The following is a 24,007-nucleotide window of genomic DNA, read 5'->3' as shown; positions in this document are numbered from 1 at the left end:
TAGAGCGAGTTCTGCAGGAGGGTCGTTGAAGCGGCCTCTGCACAGCCCTCATGCAGAAGTCGGCGCAACTGTCGGCCTGAAGGCGCTTACTTCGGCGAAGTGGTTGAAGTCGCGAGTTCCCGGCTGCCGAGCACCGAATGGCGCCTGCCGTGGAGGAAGTAGACCGCCACGCCGATGGCCATCCAGATCAGGAAGCGGATCCAGGTCAGCGCGGTGAGGTTCAACATCAGCCAGACGCAGGCCAGGATCGCGGCGATCGGCAGAAAGGGCACCAGCGGCACTCGGAAGCCGCGCTTCAGGTCGGGCCGCGAACGACGCAGCAGGATCACCCCGGCCGACACCAGCACGAAGGCGAACAAGGTGCCGATGTTCACCATCTCCTCGAGCTTGCCCATCGGGAACACCGAGGCGGCGATCGCGACCAGAACGCCCACCAGGATCGTGATGCGTACCGGGGTGCCGTGCGGTCCGGTCTTGGCCATCGCCCTCGGCAGCAATCCGTCGCGGCACATCGCGAACAGCACCCGCGTCTGACCGAGCACGAGCACGATGACGACGGTCGTCAGTCCGGCCAGCGCACCGATCGAGATCACCTTGGCCGCCCAGGTCACCCCGTTCTCGGTGAAGGCCGTCGCGAGGTTCGCCCCCTCGCCCTTGAGTTGGGTGTAGTTCACCATTCCGGTCAGCACCACGGCGACCGCGACGTAGAGCACCGTGACGATCGCCAACGAGGCGAGGATGCCGCGCGGGATGTCACGCTGGGGGTCCTTGGTCTCCTCGGCGGTGGTGGCCACGATGTCGAAGCCGATGAACGCGAAGAACACGATCGACGCGCCCGCCAGCAGCCCGTACCAGCCGTAGATGCTGCCCTCGGCACCGGTGATGAGCGACAGCAGCGACTGTTCGGTGTCTCCCCCGCCGCCGGACTCCGCGGGCGGGATGAACGGCGTGTAGTTGGACGCCTTGATGTAGAACGCCCCGACGGCAACCACCAGCAGCACGACCGCGACCTTGATGACGGTGATGACCAGGCTCACCGTTGCCGACAGCTTGGTGCCCCAGGCGAGGATGGCGGTGACGAAGGCGATGATGAGCAGCGCACCCCAGTCGAGCTCGAACCCGCCTAGTTGCGTTGTGGCGCCGCCGAAGTTAAACACCGTCCCGAGATAGCTCGACCAGCCCTTGGCGACGACGGCGGCAGCCACCGCGAACTCCAGTATCAGGTCCCAGCCGATGATCCACGCGATGAACTCACCGAATGTCGCGTAGGAGAAGGTGTACGCGCTGCCCGCGACCGGCACCGTCGATGCGAACTCGGCGTAGCACAGCGCCGCCAGCCCGCAGGCGGTCGCGGCGATGACGAACGAGATGGAGATGGCGGGCCCGGTGATGCCACCTGCCGTAGAGGCGGTGATGGTGAAGATGCCCGCGCCGATGACCACGGACACCCCGAACACGGTCAGGTCCCACCAGTTCAGATCTTTGTGTAATCGGGTCGACGGCTCGTCGGTGTCCGCAATCGACTGCTCAACAGACTTGGTTCGCCAGGCCATCGGTTTTCCTTTTTGGTCGTGTGACCGGAATCTAACGGATACCCGGAGGCCGGTTGAGGCAAAAGCGAGGACGGGTACTGTCGGCGGCAATGGGGCGGAATGGGGAGCACGCTGTCGTCATCGGGGCCAGCATCGCGGGGTTGTGCGCTGCGCGGGTGCTGTCGGACTTCTATGACCGGGTCACGCTGTACGAACGCGACGACCTGCCCGCCGAGCCGGCCAATCGAACGGCGGTGCCCCAGGGCAGACACGTCCATCTGCTGATGGCCCGCGGCGCCGCGGAATTCGACTCTCTCTTTCCCGGCCTGCTCGACGACATGGTGGCCGCGGGCGTGCCGATTCTGGAAAACCGGCCGGACTGCATTCACTTCGGCGCGGCAGGCCATGTGCTCGGGACGACGCGCGAACTGCACGACGAATTCACCGCGTACGTGCCGAGCCGCCCGCATCTCGAATGGCAGATCCGTCGCAGGGCGACGGCGATCGCAGGCGTCGACATCGTCCACGCGGGCGTCACGGAACCGATTTTCGATGTGACGAAGCAGCGAGTGACCGGCGTGCGGTTGGACACCGGTGAGGAGGTGGCCGCCGATCTCGTCGTCGATACCGCGGGTCGCGGCACCCGGCTGCCGGTGTGGTTGGAGCAGTGGGGATTCGACCGGCCCCCCGAGGCGACCGTCGACGTCGGCATCAGCTACGCCTCGCAACAGCTGCGCATGCCCGACGACCTGATCGCCGAGAAAGTCGTGGTGGCAGGCGCGCACAAGGAGCAGCCGCTCGGGCTCGGCATGCTCTGCTACGAGGACGGCACCTGGGGTCTGACGACCTTCGGCGTCGGAAAGGTCGAGCCGCCACACGATTTCGCCGGAATGTGCGACCTCGCAGACGAAATCGTGCCTGCGCATGTCGCAGCGGCGATCCGGAAGTCCGAACCGGTCGGCGACGTGGCATTCCACAAGTACCCGACGAGCCGGTGGCGCCGGTACCACAAGCTCGAACGTTTTCCGCTCGGCATCCTGCCCTTCGGCGATGCGGTCGCCAGCTACAACCCCACCTTCGGGCAGGGCATGACGATGACCTCACTGCAGGCGGGTCACCTGCGCCGCGCGCTCGAGTCACCGGAGGACAGTCGTCCCGCGACGTTCAACGCCGAGGCCGCGAAGTCGACGTTCCCGGTGTGGACCATGAACGCGATCGGGGACCTGGTCATGCACCGCGCCTCGGGCCCGATGCCGTGGTGGTACCGCCCGGTCGGCAGCCTCTTCGATCAGTTCCTCGGCGCAGCGGAGACGGATCCCGTTCTCGCCGAATGGTTTCTGCGGAGGTTCAGCCTGCTCGACAGCCTCTACATGGTCCCGTCGATGAAACTGGTCGGGCGGACCATCAAGCACAACATGGCGTTGTTCATGGCGCAGAAGCGGGCGGCTGGTTCCTCGTCGTCCGGTCGAGGTCTGGTTCCAGGTAGATGACCGCGGCGGCGGGCACCGCCGCACGGATCGCCGCCTCCGCGGCATCGATGGTTCTCGCCACCGTCGCCAGGTCGGTAGCCGGCGGCAGCGCGATCTTCGCGCCGACGAGCATCTCCTCTGGGCCGAGGTACTGCGTGCGAAGGTGAATCAGCCGGTCGATGTTGTCGGTCTGCTCGAGCGCCGAACGGATGGCCTCGTCCTCTTTACGCGTCGCGCCCTCACCGATCAGCAGACTGTGCATCTCGATCATCAACACAACGGCGATGACGCCGAGCAGCACATCGATACCGATCGTGCCAATGCCGTCCCATACCGGGTCGCCAGTGAGCATCGTCAGCCCGACACCGGCCAGCGCAAGGATAAGGCCGACCAGCGCACCCGAATCCTCGAGGAGCACCACCGGCAGTTCGGGGTTGCGCGACGCCCGAATGAAGCGCCACCAGCCGCCGGACTGCTTCAGCGGCCGCGACTCCCTGACCGCGGTGCGAAAGCTGTAGCCCTCCAACATGAGCGCGATGACGAGGATCGCGACCGCCACGATCGGCGACGTCAGCTCCTCCGGGTGCGTGATCTTGTGGTAGCCCTCGTAGAGCGCGAACACCGAGCCGAGCGTGAACAGCACCAGCGCCACCACGAACGAATAGAAGTAACGGCTGCGGCCGTACCCGAACTGGTGCAGCGGGTCGGCCTCCTTGCGCGACTGCTGCTGGCCGAGCAGCAGCAGTCCCTGGTTACTGGTGTCGGCGACCGAGTGCACGGATTCGGCGAGCATCGACGAGCTGCCGGTGATCAGGAAGCCGACGAACTTCGCGACCGCGATGCCCGCGTTGGCGAGCAGTGCCGCGAAGATCGCCCGTGTGCTGCCCTCGCCGACACTCAGATGCCCACGGTCGCGCGGAAGAGCTTCGTCGGGCGCTGGGCGACCAGCCGGATGGGCCCGTCGTCGGCCGAAACCCACGCCGCCGCACCGCGATCCATTGTGACCACGCTGGACTTGGCGTGCACCACTGCCGAACCCTCGGCGCACAACAGGATCTGCGGGCCGTCGTGCCGCGAGGGTGCGTCGACTTCGTGGCCGAGCAGGTCGCCGTCGATGCCGAGCACCGACACCGAGAACTCCGGCGCGGGCGTCTCGTACACCGTTTCCATTCCCTCCTCGGACGTCGCCGGCCGCAGCGCCTCCTCGCTGGCCGGGGTGAAGTCCAGCACCCGCAACAGCTCGGGGACGTCGACGTGCTTCGGGGTGAGGCCGCCACGAAGCACGTTGTCGGAGTTGGCCATCACCTCGATTCCGACCCCGCGAATGTAGGCATGCAGGTTGCCCGCGGGCAGATAGATCCCTTCACCGGGGCGCAAGGTCAGACGGTTCAACAGCAGCGACGCCAGCACGCCCGCGTCGCCGGGATAGCGCTCGCCCAGCTCGAGCACGGTCTTGGCTTCGGCCGCGAACTGCTTCTCGCGCGATCGGACGTAGTGGATCGCGCCGTCGATGACGGCGGGCACCAGCACGTCGAGATCCGGCTGCGGCGCGGTGATCCAGGTGGTGAACAGCGCCCGAAGGCCGTCGGCGTCCGGTTGGCCCGCCAGCAGGTTGAGATACGGGTCGAGGTCGGCAACCGCAAGTGTCCGAAGCAGGTTCACCGATTCGGCCGCGGGCCGGAAGCCCGCGAGCGCTTCGAAGGTGTCCAGCGCAACCAGCAGCTCCGGTTTGTGGCTGCGGTCGCGGTAGTTGCGGATCGGCGAGGTCACCGGAATGCCGAGTCGGTCCTCGCGGGTGAAGCCCTCGACGGCCTGCTCCTCGCTTGGGTGGGCCTGCAGGGAGAGCGGTTCCTCGGCGGCGAGCACCTTCATCAGAAACGGCAGCCCGGTGCCGAACCGCTTGCACACCGCGGTACCCAGCTGTCCCTCGGGATCGGTGCGCACGGCATCAAGCAGCGACTCGTCGCCCTCGTCGGTCTCCAGATACGCAGGGTCGGCCGGATGCGCGCCGAACCAGAGCTCGGCTTCGGGATGCGCTGTTGGACTTGGCCTTCCGGTGAAGTCTGCGATCGCCGTACGCGAACCCCAGGCATATGTCCGCAGTGCTCCTCGGAGAAGGTTCACTCGCTATCCCCGAACCAGTCGCAGGTAGGTGGCCGCCATCTCCAGCCGAACGGCCAACACGGCCAACTGCTGCTCAGGACCGCCCGACCGCACCGGGGACTCACCGACGTCGGGTACGTCCTCCGCGCCGACGATGTCGACGTCGTCGAGCCCCGCGACGCGGGCCGTCACCACGGCCCGCTCGGCGTCCAGCGTCAGCGCGATGGTTCTTGCCCGCTCGGGCAGCGGCCCGTCGAGGTCGTCGTCGTGAAACAGCGCGGACTCGCGGTCGGTGTCGGACTGCGCGCCGAACCCGGTGCGCAGCGCCACGATCGCGTCGGCGAGACCGACGGCCGCGACGGCCTGGTGTCCGATGCGGAGTATGGCGGAGCCACCGTGGCGGGCCAGTGCCAGCGTCGCCGCGTTGTCGCCTGCCAGCACGACCGCCCGTCCGGATATCCGGTCGGCCAGCGTCTTGGCCGGGTTGGTGAAGAGTTCGCGCGCGGCGCTGTTGCGAAGCGCTTCGGCATCGAGTTCGTCGGCGAGGGCGGCAAGATCGGTGCGCAGGTCCGGATCGATCACGTGCAGAACCGCGAGGCCCGCGGCCAGATATCTGGGCAGTCCGAACTCGTCGGGAACCCACAGGCGCGGCTCGAGTACGGCCGCACGACCAGCCGTGGCGTCGCGCAACGGTCCCTCATAGGGCGCGACGACAGCGACGCGTGCGCCGCGTCGCACTGCGGTCGCCGCGGCGCTGACGAGCGCTGGATCACCGGGGTCGTCACCCGCGATGACGAGCACGTCGAGCGCGCCGATCCAGGGTGGCACCTCGGCGCAGACGACGATCGGCGAGGCCGCCGAAGCGCCAACGGCCGCAGCCAGTATCGAGCCTGCCGTCTCGGCGTTGCCGCGGCCGGCGACCCAGATCACCGTGCGGGGCGAATCGCCTGCGACGGGCTCCAGCGCTCCCTCATCGAGTGCGGCCGCTGTCGCACGCACTTGAGCTCCGGCCATCGACGCGCCGCGAAGCAGCCCACCGCGGTCGGCGGCCAGCAGACCCTCAGCGTCGTCGAAGTCGATGGTGGCCGGGGCGGTCATGTCGATTCTTCGGTGTGCGAGGCGATCTCGTTGGCCACCAGCTCCACCACCTTGTCGACGTCCTCGGCGGTGCGGGCCTCGACGTTGAGCCGCAGCAGCGGCTCGGTGTTGGAGGTGCGAAGGTTGAACCAGCTGCCGTCACCGAGATCGACGGTCACACCGTCAAGGTGGTCGATGGACCGGATGCGTTCACCCAACGACTTCAGCACCGCCTCGACGCACGTCTGCGAGTCGTCGACGGTGTAGTTGATCTCGCCGGAGGCCTCGTAGCGCTGGTAGTCGGCCATCAGCTCGGACAGCGGCCTGCGCTGTTCGCCCAACGCCGACAGCACGTGAAGAGCCGCCAGCATGCCCGAGTCGGCGCCCCAGAAGTCGCGGAAGTAGTAATGCGCCGAGTGCTCGCCGCCGAAGATTGCGCCGGTTTCGGCCATCAACGCCTTGATATAGGAGTGCCCCACCCGGGAACGCACCGGCGTGCCGCCGCGTTCGACGACCAGTTCCGGCACCGCCCGTGAGGTGATCAGATTATGGATCACGGTTGCACCGATCTCCCTGCTCAGCTCGCCCGCGGCGACCAGGGCGGTCACCGCTGACGGCGATACCGGGTGCCCTGATTCGTCGACCACGAAACACCGGTCGGCGTCGCCGTCGAAGGCCAGCCCGATGTCGGCACCGGTCGCGATCACGTGCTTCTGCAAGTCGACGAGGTTGTCCGGATCCAGCGGGTTGGCCTCGTGGTTGGGGAAGGTGCCGTCGAGTTCGAAATACAGCGGCATCACCTCGAGCGCCGGGATGGCGCCCAGCACCGCGGGCGCGGTGTGGCCTGCCATCCCGTTGCCCGCGTCCACGGCGACCCGCAGCGTGCGCCGGTCGGTCAGATCCACCAGCGACCGGAGAAATTCGCCGTATTCGGTCAGCACGTCGCGGTCCACCGATGTGCCCACCGGGCCGTCGTAGGCGGGCACTCCCGCAATCACGTCGTCGCTGATCGTCTTCAGCCCGGTGTCCTTGCCGACGGGCTTGGCTCCCGCGCGGCACAGCTTGATGCCGTTGTAGGCCGCCGGGTTGTGACTCGCGGTGAACATGGCGCCCGGGCAGTTCAACAAGCCGGACGCGAAATACAGCTGATCGGTCGAGGCCAGCCCGATCCGGACGACGTCGAGACCTTGAGACGCCGCCCCTTCGGCGAAGGCGGTCGCCAGCGGCGGCGAACTGGCCCGCATGTCCTGGCCGATGACCACCTGCCGGGCGCCCTCGTCGCGGACCATTCTCGCGAACGCCGCTCCGACGTCGGCGACAAAGCCATCGTCGATCTCGTCACCGACCAGGCCGCGCACGTCGTACGCCTTGATGACGCGGTGCACTACCTCGGCGGGCCGGGACATTGATCTCCTCGTGGATTCTTGGCTGCTGGCGCCAGCCTATCCGCCGCGGCGAAAGCTACCCCAAACTACTCAGAAGGGTCCGGTAGCACCCGTAGGTGACCACGCCTGCGGCCATTCGTCTCGGGCCGCGGAGCGGGCGGCGCCATCAACGCGCCGCCGTGGGCGCCGGTGACCGGATCGGTGAAACCGGCCGCGATTCCGCCCATGGGAGCTTCGCGCCCCTCGCGCACGGCCTCGGCGAGAGCAATCAGGTCGTCTTCGTCGGGATGGGCGGGCAGCGGCCCCGCGTGGCGAACGAGTTCCCAGCCCCGCGGGGCGGTGATCCGGCCCGCGTGGTTCACGCAGAGGTCCCAGGAATGTGGCTCCGAGACCGTGGCAAGCGGACCAACCACCGCCGTGGAATCGGAGTAGACGAACGTCAATGTCGCGACCGCATAGTGGGGACACCCGGGCCTGCAGCAGCGACGGGGAACATTCACGAACGGAAGGCTATCGCGGGACAAACCCCGCAGGGCACCGGACACGCAGCGGTCTGTGCGCCGACTTCCAACCGTTACAGTTCTTCAGGTGGCCGAGCGGAATCTGCGGCGATCACGCCGAGGCCGCGACATGCGCGGCCCGCTGCTTCCACCCAGCGTGCCCGGCTGGCGCAGCCGGGCCGAGCGGTTCGACATGGCGGTGCTGGAGGCCTACGAGCCGATCGAACGGCGCTGGCAGGACCGGGTGAGCACACTCGACGTCGCCGTCGACGAGATCCCGCGAATGTCGCCCAAGGATCCTGAAAGCGTTCAGTGGCCACCCGAGGTGGTGGCCGACGGCCCGATCGCGCTTGCCCGGCTGATACCCGCGGGCGTGGACGTGCGCGGCAACTCGACTCGCGCGCGAATTGTGTTGTTCCGCAAGCCGATCGAGCGCCGCGCGAAGGACACCATCGAGCTCGCCGATCTACTGCATGAGGTCCTTGTGGCCCAGGTGGCCACGTATCTGGGCGTCGAACCGTCCGTCATCGACCCTTCGATCGACGACGAGTGAGTCGCGCGCTCAGATGATGCCGCGCTTGAGGCGGCGGCGCTCCCGTTCGGAGAGGCCGCCCCAGATGCCGAAGCGCTCATCGTGGGCCAGGGCGTAGTCAAGGCACGCATCGCGCACCTCGCAGCCCTGGCAGATGCGCTTGGCCTCCCGGGTCGAGCCACCCTTCTCGGGGAAGAACGCCTCGGGATCGGTCTGCGCACACAGTGCGCGCTCCTGCCATTCGTCGTCCGGCGTTGCCGGCGCAATGGCATCGAGTTCCGGACGTTCCGGCACCAAACTCAGTTGGGGACGTCCGAGGGACGTCATCGGTGCCGGGCCGGTATTGGTGTGCGGGACGTTGTCTACGAAGCCGAGCATGCGGTTCTCGAACCGAATGTGGTGGCCGAAATCGACCTGCTCAAAAGACATCTTCCCCCTCCTCACCTAGGTATCGCTGAAACGCTATGGAGTCCCACGATGGAGATGTGCGACCTCTTCAATTCGAACAAGTGATCGAATCTCGGTCTGCGACACCGGAACCGGCCGGCCAACCGAAAAATGACACTGGTGTGATTACACACTTGTTAGCTGCCGGGGTCAAGCGTTGGAACCGATTTTCATACCATCTCGTTATCTCGATTCGGCGTGTCCGCCGAAATTCCAGCTCCGGCGTGTCTGTCACAGTTCGATATAGTGCGGCTGCCGAGACCTCATCGTGACCCAAGGCCTAGTGTCGATCGGTGTGAAGGTCACCGTTCTGGTCGGCGGGGTCGGTGGTGCGCGGTTCCTGTTGGGCGTCCAGCACCTGCTCGGCCTCGGGCAGTTCGCACGCGCGGAACCACAAGATCATTCGCTTTCTGCCGTCGTCAACATCGGCGACGACGCATGGATGTACGGCGTGCGCATCTGCCCGGACCTGGACACCTGCATGTACACCCTCGGCGGCGGAATCGATCCCGAGCGCGGGTGGGGACATCGCGACGAGACTTGGCATGCCAAGGAGGAGCTCGCGGCCTACGGGGTGCAGCCGGACTGGTTCGGCCTCGGCGACCGAGACCTCGCCACCCATCTGGTCCGCAGTCAGATGCTTAGGGCGGGCTATCCGCTGTCTGAGGTCACCGAGGCGTTGTGCAAGCGCTGGTCCCCCGGCGCCCACCTGCTGCCCGCCAGCGACGACCGCAGCGAAACCCACGTCGTCATCACCGATCCCACGACCGGCGACCGGAAGGCGATCCACTTCCAGGAGTGGTGGGTGCGCTACCGCGCGCAGGTGCCGACGCACAGCTTCGCTTTCGTCGGCGCGGACAAGGCCACGGCGGGCCCCGGTGTCACCGATGCGATCGCGTCGGCCGACGTGGTGCTGCTGGCACCATCCAACCCGGTGGTCAGCATCGGCTCCATCTTCGCGATCCCCGGCATCCGGGGAGCACTTCGGTCGACATCGGCACAGGTCATCGGCTTCTCACCCATCGTCGCAGGAAAACCGTTGCGCGGCATGGCAGATGAATGCCTGTCGGTCATCGGGGTGGCCAGCACCTCGGAGGCCGTCGGCAGCCACTACGGCGCTCGGTCCGGTGTCGGCATTCTCGACGGCTGGCTGGTGCACGAGGGCGACGACGCCGAGGTCGCCGGAGTCGACGTGCGGTCGGTACCCCTGCTGATGACCGATCCGTCGGTGACGGCCGAAATGGTCCGCGCGGGATTGGATCTGGCGGGAGTCAAACCGTGACCGAGCACGGCGCTGCCGCCGCTGTCGAATTGCTTCCGGTGACCGGGCTACCCGAGTTCCGGCCGGGCGACGATCTCGTCGCGGCGCTCGCCACCGCCGCACCGTGGCTGCGCGACGACGACGTCGTGGTGGTCACCAGCAAGGTGCTGTCCAAATGCGAGGGCCGCATCGTGGCGGCGCCGCAGGACCCGGAAGAGCGAGACAGGCTGCGCCGCAAGCTGATCGACGAGGAGGCGGTTAGAGTACTTGCGCGCAAGGGCCGCACGCTGATCACCGAGAACAACCTCGGCATCGTGCAGGCCGCGGCAGGAGTGGACGGCTCAAACGTCGGCGCGACCGAACTCGCCCTGCTTCCTGTGGATCCCGACGGCAGCGCCGCGGCACTGCGCGACGGGCTGCGCGATCGGCTCGGCGTGACCGTCGGCGTTGTCGTCACCGACACGATGGGCAGGGCCTGGCGCAACGGCCAAATCGATGCCGCCATCGGCGCGGCGGGCCTGACCGTGTTGCACGGTTACGCGGGTAGCCACGATGTGCACGGCAATGAGCTCGTCGTCACCGAGGTCGCTGTCGCCGACGAGATCGCTGCGGCCGCCGACCTGGTCAAGGGCAAGCTGACCGGTATTCCCGTCGCGGTCGTGCGTGGTCTGTCCCTGCACGACAACGGATCCAATGCGCACACACTGCTGCGTTCCGGCGAGGAAGACCTGTTCTGGCTCGGCACCGAAGAGTCGCTCGCGATGGGCCGGCGCCAGGCGCAGATGTTGCGCCGTTCGGTCCGGCGATTCAGCGACGAGCCCGTCCCGCCCGGCATCATCGAGGACGCCGTCGCAGAGGCACTCACCGCGCCCGCCCCGCATCACACCCGCCCGGTGCGGTTCGTGTGGCTGGCCGACAGCGCGACCCGGACCCGCCTGCTGGACAGGATGAAGGACAAGTGGCGCGCCGACCTTTCGAGTGACGGCGTGTCAGCCGAGGCCCTCGAGCGCCGGGTCGGCCGCGGCCAGATCCTTTACGAAGCACCCGAACTGGTTATCCCGTTCCTCGTGCCGGACGGCGCGCACAGCTATCCCGACGCGGACCGGACCGCCGCCGAGCACACCATGTTCACGGTCGCGGTTGGCGCCGCCGTGCAGGCGCTGCTCGTCGCGCTGGCGGTCCGCGCGGTGGGGAGCTGCTGGATCGGATCGACGATATTCGCCGCTGATCTCGTGCGCTCCGAGCTGAATCTGCCGAGTGACTGGGAACCGCTTGGGGCTATCGCCGTCGGGTACCCGGCGGAGCCGTCGGGTCCGCGGGAACCGGCGTCGACCGAGGGGCTCCTGGTGCGCAAGTGAAGGCGGGGCTGCGCACGCGAGGAGCACAATTGATGCTGCGCACGCGAGGAGCACAATTGATGCTGCGCACGCGAGGAGCACAATGATGCTGCGCGAGTCCGTCGTCGAAGCGCTGACTGGGTGGCACGCGCCCGACCCCGCGCAGGACACACTGCGGCATGCGGTGCTGTCGTTCGTGCTGGCCCGCGACGACGCCTGTAAGCGGGAGTGCGCGCCGGGTCACATCACGGCCTCGGCGCTGGTGCTCGACCACACCGCGACGCACGCGGTGCTCACGCTGCATCCCCGAGTCGGTCGCTGGTTGCAGCTCGGAGGGCATTGCGACGACGGCGATGCCGATATCGTCTCCGCCGCCCTGCGCGAAGCCTCGGAGGAGTCCGGAATCGCAGGGCTGACAGTCGATCCCGCCATCGCGGCGATCCACGTGCATCCGGTGACCTGTTCGCTCGGCGTGCCGACCCGTCACCTGGACCTGCAATTCATCGCCCACGCCCCTGAGGGCGCTGAGATCGTCTGCAGTGACGAGTCCTTGGACCTGCGCTGGTGGCCGCTCGCCACGCTCCCCGATGGCACCGACTTCGGGCTGGCGCAGCTGGCCGCCGCGGCGGCTCGTCAGACGTCGGTCGAGTAGCGGATGCCGCCGTCGGGGATGGCCACCCCCGGCCACACCCGGGCGCCGCGCAACAGTTCACACCGCGCGCCGATGTCGGCGCCGTCGCCGATCACGCCGTCGCGGATGAGGGCGCGCGGACCGATGCGGGCGCCGAAACCGATGATCGACCGTTCGATCACCGATCCCGCTTCGACGCGCACCCCGTCGAAGATCACCGCGCCGTCGAGTCGTGCGCCAGGACCGATCTCGGCGCCCCTGCCGACGACGGTGCCGCCGATCAGCAGTGCCCCGGGGGCGACCGCGGCGCCGTCGTGCACCAGCGACTCGCCACGGTGGCCGTGCAGCGCAGGCGACGGCGCAATGCCGCGAACAAGGTCGGAGCTGCCGCGGACGAAATCCTCCGGCGTCCCCATGTCGCGCCAGTACGAGGCGTCGACGTGCCCGCACAGCTTGTAGCCCTCTGCCAGCAGTTGCGGGAACACCTCACGCTCAACCGAGAGCGCTCGGCCCTTGGGCAAACGGTCGATCACCTTGCGCTTGAACACGTAGCAGCCTGCGTTGACCTGGTCGGTCGGCGGATCCTCGGTCTTCTCCAGGAAGGCGGTGACCACTCCGTCGGAATCGGTGGGCACGCAACCGAACGCCCGCGGGTCGCCGACGCGGACCAGATGCAGGGTGACGTCGGCGCCGTGGTCGTGATGAGTGGTGAGCAGCGCTCCCAGGTCGGCGCCCGACAGCACGTCGCCGTTGAAGACCATCACGGTGTCGTGCCTCAGCTTGTGGGCGACGTTGGCGATCGCGCCGCCGGTGCCCATCGGCTCCTCCTCGACCACGTAGGTGATCTGCAGGCCCAGCTTCGAGCCGTCACCGAACTCCGACTCGAAGACGCCCGCCTTATAGGAGGTGCCGAGGATGACGTGCTCGATCCCGGCCGCGGCGATCCGCGACAGCAGATGGGTCAAAAACGGGAGCCCGGCCGTCGGCAGCATCGGTTTGGGCGCCGAAAGGGTGAGCGGCCGCAGCCGGGTCCCCTGCCCGCCGACGAGGATGACGGCGTCCACGCCACGTGGGTCTATGGAATCCGCCACGTTAGACCTGTCCTCTCGCCTTCCGCCGACTGCGTCTGTCTCGCTCCTCGCGTGCGCGGAGTCTGACCACCAGCCGCGAACGCGCCGCGAGCGCGCCCCTCATCGTCCACCTCAGCGGCGCCTGCCACCGCCTGTTGTACCGATCGGCGAGAAAAGTGTAGGTACTGCGATGGTGCGCGGCCAAGTTGCGGGCGGGGTCGCGGCCGGTGGAGTGACCCTTGTCATGCAAAACCTCTGCCGCGGGGACGTATACGTTCTGCCAGCCGGCCTTCTCGAGCCGATCTCCCAGGTCGACGTCTTCCATGTACATGAAATAGCGCTCGTCGAAGCCGCCTACCTCATCGAATGCGGCCCCGCGCAGCAACAGGCACGAGCCCGACAGCCATCCGACCTGGCGTTCGCTGGGCTCCAACCGGTCCTGCCGGTAGGCGGCTGTCCATGGGTTGGTCCGCCACACCGGACCGACGACCGCATGCATGCCGCCGCGGATGATGCTTGGTTGGTGGCGGGCCGACGGGTAGACCGAACCGTCGGGGTCACGGATCAGCGGCCCCAGCGACGCCGCCCTTGGCCATCGGCCCGCAGCCTCGAGCATCGCGTCGATGCTGCCGGGGCCCCATTGCACGTCTGGGTTGGCGACGATGAAGAGGTCGAGGTCAACGGCGTCCCTGCGAAGTTCGGCGACGGCACGGTTCACCGCGGAGCCGTAACCCAGGTTTGCACCGGTGCGCAGCAACCGGGTATTGGGAAATCGCTCGAGCGCTTCCTCCGGGCTGCCGTCGGTCGAGCCGTTGTCGGCCATGATCACGGCCACTGGCCGTTCGGTGGCATGTGCCAGCGTGGCGAGGAATCGGCCCAGGTGAGGGCCGGGTGAGTACGTCACCGTAACCACCGTCAATTCGTCGCTCACGGCGTCGAGGGTAGCGGGAGGATCAATCGGCCAACGCCGCGGCCAACGCGTCGCGCCACGGCCGCAGCGGCGTCTGCCCCGCAGAGGCCGCAGCACGGTTCGACAGCGCCGAGTACGGCGGGCGGGCCGCAGGCCGCGGCATGTCCTCTGCGGCCGCGGGCAGCACCCTGTCCGGATCGGCGCCGACACCCTCGAACACCAGGCGCGCCTGCTCGAACCGGCTCGCCGCGCCCTCGTTGGCGACATGCAGCAGCGGCGGCGTCGCCGGCCGGCCGGCGATCTCTAGCAGAGCAGACACCAGATCTGCGCTGTAGGTCGGCGAACCGATCTGGTCGACCACCACGTTGACGGGACCGTCGCCGGCCGCCAGCCGCCTCATGACGCCGACGAAGTCCGAACCGGCGCCGGTGTACACCCACGCCGTCCGCACCACGTGGGCGTCGGGCAGCGCGGCGTGCACCGCCTGCTCCCCCGCCAGCTTGGTCTTGCCGTAAACGCTGAGGGGCCGCGTCGGGTCGTCGACGTCGTAGGGCCGGGGCGCCCCGTCGAACGACCCGTCGAATACATAGTCGGTGGAGATGTGGATCATCCTGGCGCCCGCGCTCGCGCACGCCCGCGCGACGGTGCCGGGCCCAACGGCGTTGACGGCGTGGGCGCGCTCGGGCTCGCTTTCGGCGGCATCCACGGCGGTGAAAGCCGCGCAGTTGACCACGACGTCGCCGCGGGCAACGATCCGCTGCGCTGCGTCGGCGTCGGTGATGTCCCATTGCGCCGAGGTCAGGGCCAGCACGTCGAGGCCCCGCCTGCCGGCTTCGGCGGCCAGGACGCGCCCGACCTGCCCGCCCGCTCCGCTGATCACCATGCGATTGGCCATCCGCCGAGTCTGGCACGCCGGGCAGCGGCTACCGGCTCTGCGCCTCTCCCCCAAGTAACCTGGGCTGATGCCCGCCCGCCTGTTCCGGACCGTTGCCGTCATGCTCGCGGCGGCGATCGTCATCGGCACGGGCGTGGCGTGGAGCAAGATCCGGTCGTTCGAATCCGGCATCAACCACATCTCGTCGGCGGCGCTCGGAGGCGGCGGGGAGGACGGTGCGATCGACATCCTGCTGGTCGGGTTGGACAGCCGCACCGACGCGCACGGCAACCCGCTGTCGGCCGACGAGCTGGCCACTCTGCGTGCCGGTGACGACGAGTCCACCAACACCGACACCATCATCCTGATCCGCATCCCCAACAACGGGCAGTCGGCGACCGCGATCTCGATCCCGCGCGACTCCTACGTCGAGGCGCCGGGCATCGGCAAGATGAAGATCAACGGCGTCTACGGGTCGGAGCACCTGGAGAAGCTCAAGGAGCTGGTCGAAGAGCAGGGCGTCGACCCGTCGGTCGCCGAGCCGGAAGCCAACGAAGCGGGCCGCGAGGCACTGATCAAGACCGTCGCGAATCTGACCGGCGTCACCGTCGACCACTACGCGGAGATCGGCCTGCTCGGTTTCGCGCTGATCACCGACGCGCTCGGCGGCGTCAATGTCTGCCTCAAAAGTCCTGTCTACGAGCCCCTTTCGGGTGCAGATTTTCCGGCGGGCTGGCAGAAGCTGGACGGACCGCAGGCGCTGAGCTTCGTGCGGCAGCGCCACGACCTGCCCCGCGGCGACCTCGACCGGGTGGTGCGCCAACAAGTGGTGATGGCTTCGCTTGCGCACCAGGTGATCTCGGGTAAGACGCTGTCGAGCCCGGCAACACTGAACCGGCTGCAAGAAGCGGTGCAACGGTCGGTGGTGCTGTCCGACGGTTGGGACGTCATGCAGTTCGCCGAACAACTGCAGAAGCTGGCGGCAGGCAACGTCGCCTTCGCCACCATCCCGGTGCTCGACGAGAACGGCTGGAGCGACGACGGAATGCAGAGCGTCGTGCGGGTGGATGGCACGGAGGTGCGCGACTGGGTCGACGGCCTGCTGCAGGAGCAGGACAAGGGCAAGACCGAGGAACTCGCCTACACACCCGCCAAGACCGCAGCCGAGGTGATCAACGCCACCGACATCAACGGCCTGGCCGCCGCGGTGTCGGCCGCGCTCACCAACAACGGCTTCGCGCCGGGCCCCCTCGGCAACCATGATGCGGGCGTCCTTGAGACCAGCCAGGTACTTGCGGAGAAGGCGGACGACCTTGGCGCGCAGGCGGTTTCCAAGGATCTCGGTGGACTGCCGATCATCGCCGACCCGAGCGTGCCACCGGGAACCGTTCGGGTGGTGCTCGGCAACGACTACACCGGACCGGGATCCGGCCTCGACGGCACCGACCCGACGCTCGCGACGGCCGATCCTGCGGCGAGCGAGTCGACGGGCGAGGACGCCCCGCCTGCCCCGTCGCCGATCATCACGGCGGCCTCGGACAACCCCGACTGTGTGAATTGACGACCGTAAGTCAGGCGCTGCTTGACCCCTTGTTGGACCGGGATCCGGTCGGCCCGCGCATCACCTACTACGACGACGCGACGGGTGAGCGGATCGAGCTGTCGACCGTCACGCTGGCCAACTGGGCGGCCAAGACCGCCAACCTGCTTCGCGACGAACTCGGCGTAGGCCCAGGCAGCCGGATCGCTGTGCTGCTGCCCGCACACTGGCAGACCGCCGCGGTCCTGCTCGGCGTCTGGTACATCGGCGCGGAGGTGGTGCTCGGGCCGGCGGAGGCCGATGTCGCGCTGTGCACGGCGGACCGGATCGACGACGCCGATGCCGCCGTCGGCCCGGGTGAGGTTGCGGTGCTGTCCCTTGATCCATTCGGTAAGCCGGTGGCGGACCTGCCGATCGGGATGACGGACTACGCGACGTCGGTACGGGTGCACGGCGACCAGATAGTTCCCGAACGCAACCCAGGCCCGGCGTTGGAGGGTCGATCGGTAACCGAACTCCTCGGCGCCACCGCCGATTCCGCTGCCGCACAGGGCTTCACCGCCGATGACCGTGTGCTGTCGACCGCCCGCTGGGACAGCGCCGACGAACTGACGGAGAACCTGTTCGCAGTGTTCGCCGCGGGCGCATCGCTGGTGCAGGTCACCAATCCCGATCCGGCGGCCATGGACCGCCGCCGCCGGACCGAGAAAACCACCAAGGGTTAGCCCCGTGTCCTCTCGGCTCTACTTCAGCAGCGCCCGTGACATCACGACGCGCTGAATCTGGTTGGTGCCCTCGTAGATCTGGGTGATCTTGGCGTCGCGCATCATCCGCTCGACCGGGAAGTCCTGCGTGTAGCCCGCGCCGCCGAACAGCTGCACGGCGTCGGTGGTCACCTCCATGGCCACGTCGGAGGCGAAGCACTTCGACGCCGAGGAGATGAAGCCCAACGCGGGTTCGCCGCGTTCGGCGCGGGCCGCCGCGGAGTAGACCATCAATCGCGCGGCTTCGACCTTCATCGCCATGTCGGCGAGCATGAACTGGACACCCTGGAAGTCGCTGACCGGCTTGCCGAACTGCTTGCGGTCCTTGGTGTATGCGATCGCCGCGTCCAGCGCGCCCTGCGCGATGCCGACAGCCTGGGCGCCGATCGTCGGGCGAGTGTGGTCGAGGGTGCGCAGCGCGGTCTTGAAGCCGGTGCCGGGCTCGCCGATGATGCGGTCGCCGGGGATCCGGCAGTTCTCGAAGTAGAGCTCAGTGGTCGGCGAGCCCTTGATCCCGAGCTTGCGTTCCTTCGGCCCGACCGTGAAACCCTCGTCGTCGCGGTGCACCATGAACGCCGAGATACCGTTGGCGCCCTTGTCGGGGTCGCTGGACGCCATCACCGTGTACCACGTCGACTTGCCGCCGTTGGTGATCCAGGCCTTTGTGCCGTTGAGGATCCACGAGTCGCCGTCCTCGCGGGCGCGGGTTCGCATCGCCGCCGCGTCGCTGCCGGCTTCGCGCTCCGAGAGGGCGTAGGACGCCATCGCCTCACCCGACGCGATCGACGGCAGCACCTGCTTTTTGAGCTCGTCGCTGCCCGAAAGGATCAGCCCCATCGTGCCGAGCTTGTTGACCGCGGGGATCAAGGACGACGCCGCGCACACCCGGGCGACCTCTTCGATCACGATGCATGTCGCCACCGAGTCCGCGCCCTGGCCGTCGTACTCCTCTGGCACATGCACCGCCGAGAACCCCGACTCGTTGAGGGCTTTGAGCGCCTCGTCGGGGAACCGCGAATTCTCGTCGACGTCGCCTGCGTGCGGGGCGATCTCCTTCTCACACAGATCACGCAGCACAGCGCGCAACTCGTCGTGCTCCTCGGGCAGCTTGAACACGTCGAAGTCAGGGTTATCAGCCATGAGAACTCCTTGCTACTCGCCGGTAACTTTACCGTCGGATCCGAGCACCCGGTCCCGCAGGGCGGCGTCCTTCTCCAGGACAGATGCGCCGAGCTGCTCCTGGAACGCCTCGACCCGCTTGCGAAGCCGGCCATCGGCGGCGCCGAGTATGCGCACGGCGAGCAGCCCCGCGTTGCGGGCCCCACCGATCGAAACGGTCGCCACCGGAACGCCTGCGGGCATCTGGACGATCGACAGCAGCGAGTCGAGACCGTCGAGTTTCGCCAATGGCACCGGAACACCGATCACCGGCAGCGCCGTCGCCGACGCCACCATCCCCGGCAGGTGAGCGGCTCCTCCGGCGCCGGCGATGATCACCTCGATGCCGCGGTCGGCCGCCGTGCGCGCGTAATCAAGCATGCGGTCGGGCGTGCGATGCGCCGATACCACGCCGACCTCGAACGGAATCTCGAACTCCGCAAGGGCATGCGCAGCGGCCTCCATCACCGGCCAGTCGCTGTCGCTGCCCATGATCAGGCCGACGCGGGGATTCATATCGCGCTCCCCCTGCCCGGCACCCTCACTCATGTCCGTCCCATCCGTCGGTCCACTCCGCATGCGACAACCAGTGTGCCGCCCGCCTGGCCCGTTCACGCAACTTCTCGACGTCTTCGCCTGCGATGTTGACGTGCCCGATCTTGCGGCCGGGACGCTCCTCCTTGCCGTACAGGTGCACCTTCGCGTCGGGAATCCGGCCGAACAAATGGTGCAGTCGCTCGTCCATCCCCATCGCCGGCTTCTCCGGTGCGCCAAGCAAATTGGCCATCACCGTGACAAGGGCGACGGGGCTGGTGTCGCCGAGCGGATAGTCGAGCACCGCTCGCAGGTGCTGCTCGAACTGGCTCGTGGTCGCGCCGTCCATCGTCCAGTGTCCAGAGTTGTGCGGCCGCATCGCCAGCTCGTTGACCATCAGCTCACCGTCGACGGTCTCGAACAACTCGACGGCCAGCACGCCGACCACGCGGAGTTCGTCGGCCAGCCGCAACGCCAACTCCCCGGCCGCGCTGGCACTCTCGGCACTCAAACCTTGTGCGGGTGCGATCACCTCGACGCAGATGCCGTCGCGCTGCACGGTTTCGACGATCGGCCATGCGGCACCCTGGCCGAACGGCGACCTGGCCACCAGAGCCGCCAACTCCCGTCGCATCGCGACCCGTTCCTCGACCAGCACTGGATTTCCCTCGTCCAGATTGCGGCGCGCGAACTCGCGCGCCTCGTAGAGGTCTCGGGCCAGCAGCACGCCGCGGCCGTCATAGCCGCCGCGCGCCGTCTTCAGCACGATCGGCTCGCCGGGTGCGAACGCGTCCAACTGCGAGGCGTCGGTCACCTCGGCGTAGCGCGGGATCGGCGCCCCGATGGCTTCCAGCCGCCGTCGCATCACCAGCTTGTCCTGGGCGTGGATCAGCGCCTCCGGCGGCGGGACCACGTTGACACCCTCGGCGACCAGCTTCTCGAGCAACTCTGTCGGCACGTGTTCGTGGTCGAAGGTGAGCGCCTGGCTGCCTTCGGCCGCACGACGCAGCGCGTCGAGGTCGGTGTGCGATCCGATCACCACGTCGGGTGTGACCTGAGCGGCTGGGTCCTCGGGCGTGACGGCAAGCACACGAAGCGTCTGTCCGAGCGCGATAGCTGACTGATGGGTCATCCTGGCCAGCTGTCCGCCGCCGATCATGGTCACTTTGGGTGTCGGCACGCCTTCATGGTGTCACGTCCGCGTTGGGGCTGACCTGCACGGGTGCGCGTGAAAGCCGTTGTTTCCGTACACTCGCTTGTCGTGTCCTTCACCGATGCCACGATCGCGCGGCTGCCCCGCCCGATCCGGCCATACTTTGAACGGCACCACGAACTCATCAAGTTTGCGATCGTCGGTGCGACGACCTTCGTCATCGACTCGTCGGTGTTCTACACGCTGAAGTTGACGGTGCTCGAGCCGAAGCCGGTGACCGCGAAAATCATCGCGGGCATCGTCGCCGTCATCGCCTCCTACATCCTCAACAGGGAGTGGAGCTTCCAGAACCGGGGTGGCCGCGAACGCCACCACGAGGCGCTGCTGTTCTTCGGGTTCAGCGGTGTCGGCGTCCTGCTGTCGATGGCTCCGCTGTGGTTCTCCAGCTACGTACTGCTTCTTCGCGTGCCCGACGTGTCATTGATGACCGAGAACCTCGCCGACTTCGTCTCGGCCTACATCCTGGGCAACCTGTTGCAGATGGCATTCCGGTTCTGGGCGTTCCGGCGCTGGGTGTTCCCCGACGAGTTCGGCCGCGACCAGGAGAAGGCGCTGGAGGCCACGCTCACCGGCGGCGGCATCGCCGAGGTGATGGAGGATGTGCGCGAGGCGCACGATCCGTCACTCGGGACCGCGCTGGGCTCCACCAACGTCACTCCGATCGAGCGTGCGCGCCGTCAGCGCCTGCCGGAGGACCGGCTGTCGGACTCCTCGCCGCCGAGCGTGTCGAAAACTTCGTGATACAGCAGCGAGTGGACGCGCTCCACTTGCGGAATGTCGTGGAACTCCAACGGATCCTGTGACGCCGACTCGATGATCAGCGTGCCGGTGCGCACCATCCGGTCGATGAGTCCGTGCCGGAACTCCACGCTGTTGATCCGCGCCAACGGAATGTCGATGCCCTGACGGGTGAGGACGCCGTGGCGGAACATCACCCGACGATCGGTGATGACGAAGTGTGTCGTCAGCCAGTTCAGGAGCGGCCAGACGGTCAGCCATCCGACCAGTAGCAGCCAGACGGCCAGGATGACCAGATGCACGACCGTCTTCGCGGTGCCCCAGTTCTGCGTGTTGACCACCGCGGCGCCGAAAGCCGCCGCCGCCGAGGCGACGAACAACAGCAGCACCGGGCCGATGAGCCGCTTCCAGTGCGGGTGGCGGTGAAGCACCACCCTCTCGTCGGCGGCCAGCACGCTATCGGGATAACCCACGCGCAGAACTCTATGGGTTGGCCGGCCGCAAATGCGTGATATCGCCTGCGGAGACGGTCACCACCTCTTCACCGGTGTCGATGCGCAGCCTGCCGATCCCGTCGACGTCTTCGGCAACGCCGGAGACGGTGCGGTCGCCAGGCAGGACGGCCCGCACCCGGTTGCCGATGGTCACGCTGCGCGAGCGGTAGTCGGCGACGAGCGCGGCGTCGGCGCCGTCGGCAGCGCGCCAGGCGTCGACGCGGGCGGCGAGGTGGCGCAGCACCGCCTCGGTGAGGACTCCACGGTCGACGGGGGCACCGAGCAGCCCCAGCGACGTGGCGGCGGGATCGGGGGCCTCGGTGACATTGAGGCCGAGACCGATGACCACGACAGGCGCGGGTGCGGCCACCTCCGCGAGGATGCCCGCGAGCTTCCCTGCGCCGGAAGCCGAACTGTCGCGACCCGCGACGGCCAGAACGTCGTTGGGCCACTTGAGCCCCGCTTCCACGCCGGTGACTTCTGCGACCGCGTCCACCACAGCGACGCCGGTGAGCAGCGGCAGCCAGCCCCACGCCTCGCTGGGTACGGTGCCGACGCCGACCCCGGCCGACAGCGCGATCTGCGAGCCCGGCGGCGTCGACCAGCTTCTGCCGTGCCTGCCGCGGCCCGCGGTTTGCGACTCGGCGATCAGCACCGCACCGTCGATGTCCTCACCTGCGGCGGCCCGCGCCAGCAGATCGGCATTGGTGGAGCCGGTCTGGTCAACGGTGTCGATGCGCCACGGTCCGCTTTTCACCGGATGAGCCTATGTCGATAGCATCGACGACCATGACGAGCGTTTCCGAGCACAGTGCCGAGCCGTCGGCTGAGCACACGATCGACATCCACACCACGGCGGGCAAGCTGGCCGACCTGCGCAGGCGGACCGAGGAAACGCTGCACCCGGTCGGCGAGAAGGCGGTCGAGAAGGTTCACGCCAAGGGCAAGCTGACCGCCCGTGAGCGCATCCTGGCGCTGCTCGACGAGGACTCCTTCGTCGAGCTCGACGCGCTGGCCCGACACCGCAGCGTCAACTTCGGCTTGCAGGAGAACCGGCCGCTCGGCGACGGCGTGGTGACCGGCTACGGCACCATCGACGGCCGCGACGTCTGCATCTTCAGCCAGGACGCCACCGTGTTCGGCGGCAGCCTCGGCGAGGTGTACGGCGAGAAGATCGTCAAGGTACAGGAGCTGGCGCTCAAGACCGGGCGCCCCCTGATCGGCATCAACGACGGCGCGGGCGCCCGCATTCAAGAGGGCGTTGTCTCACTCGGCCTGTACAGCAACATCTTTCACAACAACATCCAGGCATCGGGCGTCATCCCGCAGATCTCGCTGATCATGGGCGCCGCAGCGGGCGGCCACGTCTACTCCCCCGCCCTCACCGACTTCGTCGTCATGGTCGACCAGACGAGCCAGATGTTCATCACCGGCCCCGACGTCATCAAGACGGTCACCGGCGAGGAGGTGACGATGGAGGAGCTCGGCGGCGCGCACACGCACATGGCGAAGTCGGGCCTGGCGCACTACGTCGCCTCCGGTGAGCAGGACGCCTTCGACTACGTCCGCGATTTGTTGAGCTACCTGCCGAGCAACAACTACGCGGATCCGCCGCGGTATCCCGCCGAGGTGGGTGAGGGTGCCATCGAGGACACCCTCACCGAGGAGGATATCGAGCTCGACACGCTGATCCCTGACTCGCCGAACCAGCCCTACGACATGCACGAGGTCATCACCCGCATCCTCGACGACGACGAGTTCCTCGAGGTGCAGGCCGGCTACGCCACGAACATCCTGGTCGGGTTCGGCCGCGTCGACGGCCGTCCGGTCGGCATCGTGGCCAACCAGCCCACCCAGTTCGCGGGCTGCCTGGATATCAACGCCTCGGAGAAGGCGGCCCGGTTCATCCGGACCTGCGACTGCTTCAACATCCCGATCGTGATGCTGGTCGACGTGCCCGGCTTCCTGCCCGGCACCGAACAGGAGTACAACGGCATCATCCGGCGCGGCGCCAAGTTGCTCTACGCCTACGGGGAGGCCACCGTCGCGAAGATCACCGTCATCACCCGCAAGGCCTACGGCGGCGCCTACTGCGTCATGGGCTCCAAGGAGATGGGCGCCGACGTCAACGTCGCGTGGCCGACGGCCCAGATCGCCGTGATGGGCGCCTCCGGCGCGGTCGGGTTCGTCTACCGCCAGCAGCTCAAGGAGGCCGCCAAAGAGGGCCGCGACGTCGACGCGCTTCGCCTGGAGCTCCAGCAGGACTACGAGGACACCCTCGTCAACCCCTACATCGCCGCCGAGCGCGGTTACGTCGACGCGGTCATCCCGCCGTCGCACACCAGGGGTTACGTCGCCACCGCTTTGCGGCTGCTGGAGCGCAAGATCACCCAGACGCCGCCCAAGAAGCACGGGAACATTCCGCTGTGACAAGAGAC

At 67.8% G+C, this 24,007-nt stretch carries 24 protein-coding genes; 9 read left to right on the top strand and 15 right to left on the bottom strand.

The features are described from left to right. Window positions 1–86: 86 nt before the first annotated feature. On the bottom strand, window positions 87–1,553 hold the full coding sequence (locus C6A82_RS06810; RefSeq protein WP_105344377.1) for an amino acid permease: 1,467 nt from the start codon (window positions 1,551–1,553) through the stop codon (window positions 87–89). Between the two features lie 89 nt (window positions 1,554–1,642). Between C6A82_RS06810 and C6A82_RS06805 the strand changes: the two genes are divergently transcribed. Continuing rightward, complete coding sequence (locus C6A82_RS06805) at window positions 1,643–3,022, top strand: NAD(P)/FAD-dependent oxidoreductase (protein ID WP_105344379.1); 1,380 nt, start codon at window positions 1,643–1,645, stop codon at window positions 3,020–3,022. Here C6A82_RS06805 and C6A82_RS06800 read toward each other — a convergent pair. The 5 genes from C6A82_RS06800 to C6A82_RS06780 all read right to left on the bottom strand — a co-directional run bounded on the left by C6A82_RS06800 (window position 2,958) and on the right by C6A82_RS06780 (window position 8,066). Next, entirely contained in the window at window positions 2,958–3,902 is a 945-nt protein-coding gene (locus C6A82_RS06800) for a cation diffusion facilitator family transporter (protein WP_105344392.1), read from the bottom strand. The genes C6A82_RS06805 and C6A82_RS06800 overlap by 65 nt on opposite strands. Beyond that, on the bottom strand, window positions 3,899–5,125 hold the full coding sequence (gene manA / locus C6A82_RS06795; RefSeq protein ID WP_105344380.1) for a mannose-6-phosphate isomerase, class I: 1,227 nt from the start codon (window positions 5,123–5,125) through the stop codon (window positions 3,899–3,901). The genes C6A82_RS06800 and manA overlap by 4 nt, the downstream gene beginning before the upstream one ends. Window positions 5,126–5,128: 3 nt before the next feature. Then, window positions 5,129–6,202 carry a TobH protein gene (locus C6A82_RS06790; RefSeq protein ID WP_105344382.1) on the bottom strand — a complete coding sequence of 358 codons (1,074 nt, stop codon included), beginning with the start codon at window positions 6,200–6,202 and terminating at the stop codon, window positions 5,129–5,131. Beyond that, window positions 6,199–7,587, bottom strand: coding sequence for a phosphomannomutase/phosphoglucomutase (locus tag C6A82_RS06785; RefSeq protein WP_105344383.1), 1,389 nt, complete (start codon window positions 7,585–7,587; stop codon window positions 6,199–6,201). Before C6A82_RS06785 ends, C6A82_RS06790 begins: the two co-directional genes overlap by 4 nt. 65 nt (window positions 7,588–7,652) lie before the next feature. Further along, window positions 7,653–8,066: a DUF3499 domain-containing protein gene (locus tag C6A82_RS06780; RefSeq protein WP_105344385.1), complete on the bottom strand. Its 414-nt coding sequence runs from the start codon at window positions 8,064–8,066 to the stop codon at window positions 7,653–7,655. A gap of 130 nt (window positions 8,067–8,196) precedes the next feature. Here C6A82_RS06780 and C6A82_RS06775 point away from each other — a divergent pair, with 130 nt between their 5' ends. Next, window positions 8,197–8,619, top strand: a complete 423-nt coding sequence (locus C6A82_RS06775) for a metallopeptidase family protein (RefSeq protein ID WP_105344393.1) — start codon at window positions 8,197–8,199, stop codon at window positions 8,617–8,619. Between the two features lie 9 nt (window positions 8,620–8,628). Here C6A82_RS06775 and C6A82_RS06770 read toward each other — a convergent pair whose 3' ends face one another. Continuing rightward, complete coding sequence (locus C6A82_RS06770) at window positions 8,629–8,895, bottom strand: WhiB family transcriptional regulator (protein ID WP_199193708.1); 267 nt, start codon at window positions 8,893–8,895, stop codon at window positions 8,629–8,631. 445 nt (window positions 8,896–9,340) lie between these two features. On the opposite strand from C6A82_RS06770, the gene cofD reads away from it, so the two are divergent. From cofD to C6A82_RS06755, 3 genes are all read left to right on the top strand, one after another. Continuing rightward, window positions 9,341–10,327: a 2-phospho-L-lactate transferase gene (cofD, locus tag C6A82_RS06765; protein ID WP_105344395.1), complete on the top strand. Its 987-nt coding sequence runs from the start codon at window positions 9,341–9,343 to the stop codon at window positions 10,325–10,327. Further along, window positions 10,300–11,664: a coenzyme F420-0:L-glutamate ligase gene (locus tag C6A82_RS06760; RefSeq protein ID WP_396836803.1), complete on the top strand. Its 1,365-nt coding sequence runs from the start codon at window positions 10,300–10,302 to the stop codon at window positions 11,662–11,664. The genes cofD and C6A82_RS06760 overlap by 28 nt, the downstream gene beginning before the upstream one ends. Before the next feature lie 82 nt (window positions 11,665–11,746). After that, on the top strand, window positions 11,747–12,295 hold the full coding sequence (locus tag C6A82_RS06755) for an NUDIX hydrolase (protein WP_105344390.1): 549 nt from the start codon (window positions 11,747–11,749) through the stop codon (window positions 12,293–12,295). Here C6A82_RS06755 and C6A82_RS06750 read toward each other — a convergent pair. Genes C6A82_RS06750 through rfbD form a run of 3 tightly spaced genes read right to left on the bottom strand, consistent with a single transcriptional unit; the run spans window position 12,277 to window position 15,149 of the window. Next, window positions 12,277–13,353, bottom strand: a complete 1,077-nt coding sequence (locus tag C6A82_RS06750; RefSeq protein WP_311101855.1) for an NDP-sugar synthase — start codon at window positions 13,351–13,353, stop codon at window positions 12,277–12,279. The two genes, C6A82_RS06755 and C6A82_RS06750, sit on opposite strands and share 19 nt — an antisense overlap. A 13-nt stretch (window positions 13,354–13,366) precedes the next feature. Beyond that, window positions 13,367–14,275 (bottom strand): glycosyltransferase family 2 protein, encoded by a 909-nt coding sequence (locus C6A82_RS06745; RefSeq protein WP_105346999.1) that lies wholly within the window; start codon window positions 14,273–14,275, stop codon window positions 13,367–13,369. Window positions 14,276–14,297: 22 nt separating this feature from the next. Then, entirely contained in the window at window positions 14,298–15,149 is an 852-nt protein-coding gene (rfbD, locus tag C6A82_RS06740; protein WP_105346998.1) for a dTDP-4-dehydrorhamnose reductase, read from the bottom strand. Between the two features lie 67 nt (window positions 15,150–15,216). Between rfbD and C6A82_RS06735 the strand changes: the two genes are divergently transcribed. Further along, window positions 15,217–16,689, top strand: a complete 1,473-nt coding sequence (locus C6A82_RS06735) for an LCP family protein (RefSeq protein ID WP_199193871.1) — start codon at window positions 15,217–15,219, stop codon at window positions 16,687–16,689. Continuing rightward, on the top strand, window positions 16,686–17,393 hold the full coding sequence (locus C6A82_RS06730; protein WP_105346997.1) for a TIGR03089 family protein: 708 nt from the start codon (window positions 16,686–16,688) through the stop codon (window positions 17,391–17,393). Before C6A82_RS06735 ends, C6A82_RS06730 begins: the two co-directional genes overlap by 4 nt. An 18-nt stretch (window positions 17,394–17,411) precedes the next feature. On the opposite strand, the gene C6A82_RS06725 is transcribed toward C6A82_RS06730, so the two are convergent. Genes C6A82_RS06725 through C6A82_RS06715 form a run of 3 tightly spaced genes read right to left on the bottom strand, consistent with a single transcriptional unit; the run spans window position 17,412 to window position 20,304 of the window. Continuing rightward, window positions 17,412–18,572: an acyl-CoA dehydrogenase gene (locus C6A82_RS06725; protein ID WP_105346996.1), complete on the bottom strand. Its 1,161-nt coding sequence runs from the start codon at window positions 18,570–18,572 to the stop codon at window positions 17,412–17,414. Window positions 18,573–18,584: 12 nt separating this feature from the next. Next, window positions 18,585–19,139 (bottom strand): 5-(carboxyamino)imidazole ribonucleotide mutase, encoded by a 555-nt coding sequence (purE, locus tag C6A82_RS06720; RefSeq protein WP_199193870.1) that lies wholly within the window; start codon window positions 19,137–19,139, stop codon window positions 18,585–18,587. Further along, window positions 19,132–20,304, bottom strand: coding sequence for a 5-(carboxyamino)imidazole ribonucleotide synthase (locus C6A82_RS06715; protein WP_255419255.1), 1,173 nt, complete (start codon window positions 20,302–20,304; stop codon window positions 19,132–19,134). The genes purE and C6A82_RS06715 overlap by 8 nt, the downstream gene beginning before the upstream one ends. 81 nt (window positions 20,305–20,385) lie before the next feature. Between C6A82_RS06715 and C6A82_RS06710 the strand changes: the two genes are divergently transcribed. Then, window positions 20,386–21,078, top strand: a complete 693-nt coding sequence (locus tag C6A82_RS06710; RefSeq protein ID WP_105346994.1) for a GtrA family protein — start codon at window positions 20,386–20,388, stop codon at window positions 21,076–21,078. On the opposite strand, the gene C6A82_RS06705 is transcribed toward C6A82_RS06710, so the two are convergent. Together C6A82_RS06705 and C6A82_RS06700 are read right to left on the bottom strand one after the other, a co-directional pair. Continuing rightward, window positions 21,015–21,548 (bottom strand): PH domain-containing protein, encoded by a 534-nt coding sequence (locus C6A82_RS06705; protein WP_105346993.1) that lies wholly within the window; start codon window positions 21,546–21,548, stop codon window positions 21,015–21,017. The two genes, C6A82_RS06710 and C6A82_RS06705, sit on opposite strands and share 64 nt — an antisense overlap. 10 nt (window positions 21,549–21,558) lie before the next feature. Continuing rightward, window positions 21,559–22,326, bottom strand: a complete 768-nt coding sequence (locus C6A82_RS06700; protein WP_105346992.1) for a biotin--[acetyl-CoA-carboxylase] ligase — start codon at window positions 22,324–22,326, stop codon at window positions 21,559–21,561. A gap of 32 nt (window positions 22,327–22,358) precedes the next feature. Here C6A82_RS06700 and C6A82_RS06695 point away from each other — a divergent pair, with 32 nt between their 5' ends. After that, entirely contained in the window at window positions 22,359–23,999 is a 1,641-nt protein-coding gene (locus tag C6A82_RS06695; protein WP_105347007.1) for an acyl-CoA carboxylase subunit beta, read from the top strand. The last annotated feature ends 8 nt before the right edge of the window (window positions 24,000–24,007 follow it).

This window comes from Mycobacterium sp. ITM-2016-00318, from assembly GCF_002968285.2.
Classification (GTDB): Bacteria; Actinomycetota; Actinomycetes; order Mycobacteriales; family Mycobacteriaceae; genus Mycobacterium.
Note: the sequence above shows the minus strand (reverse complement) of the source record. Positions and strands in the feature narration are given on the sequence as shown.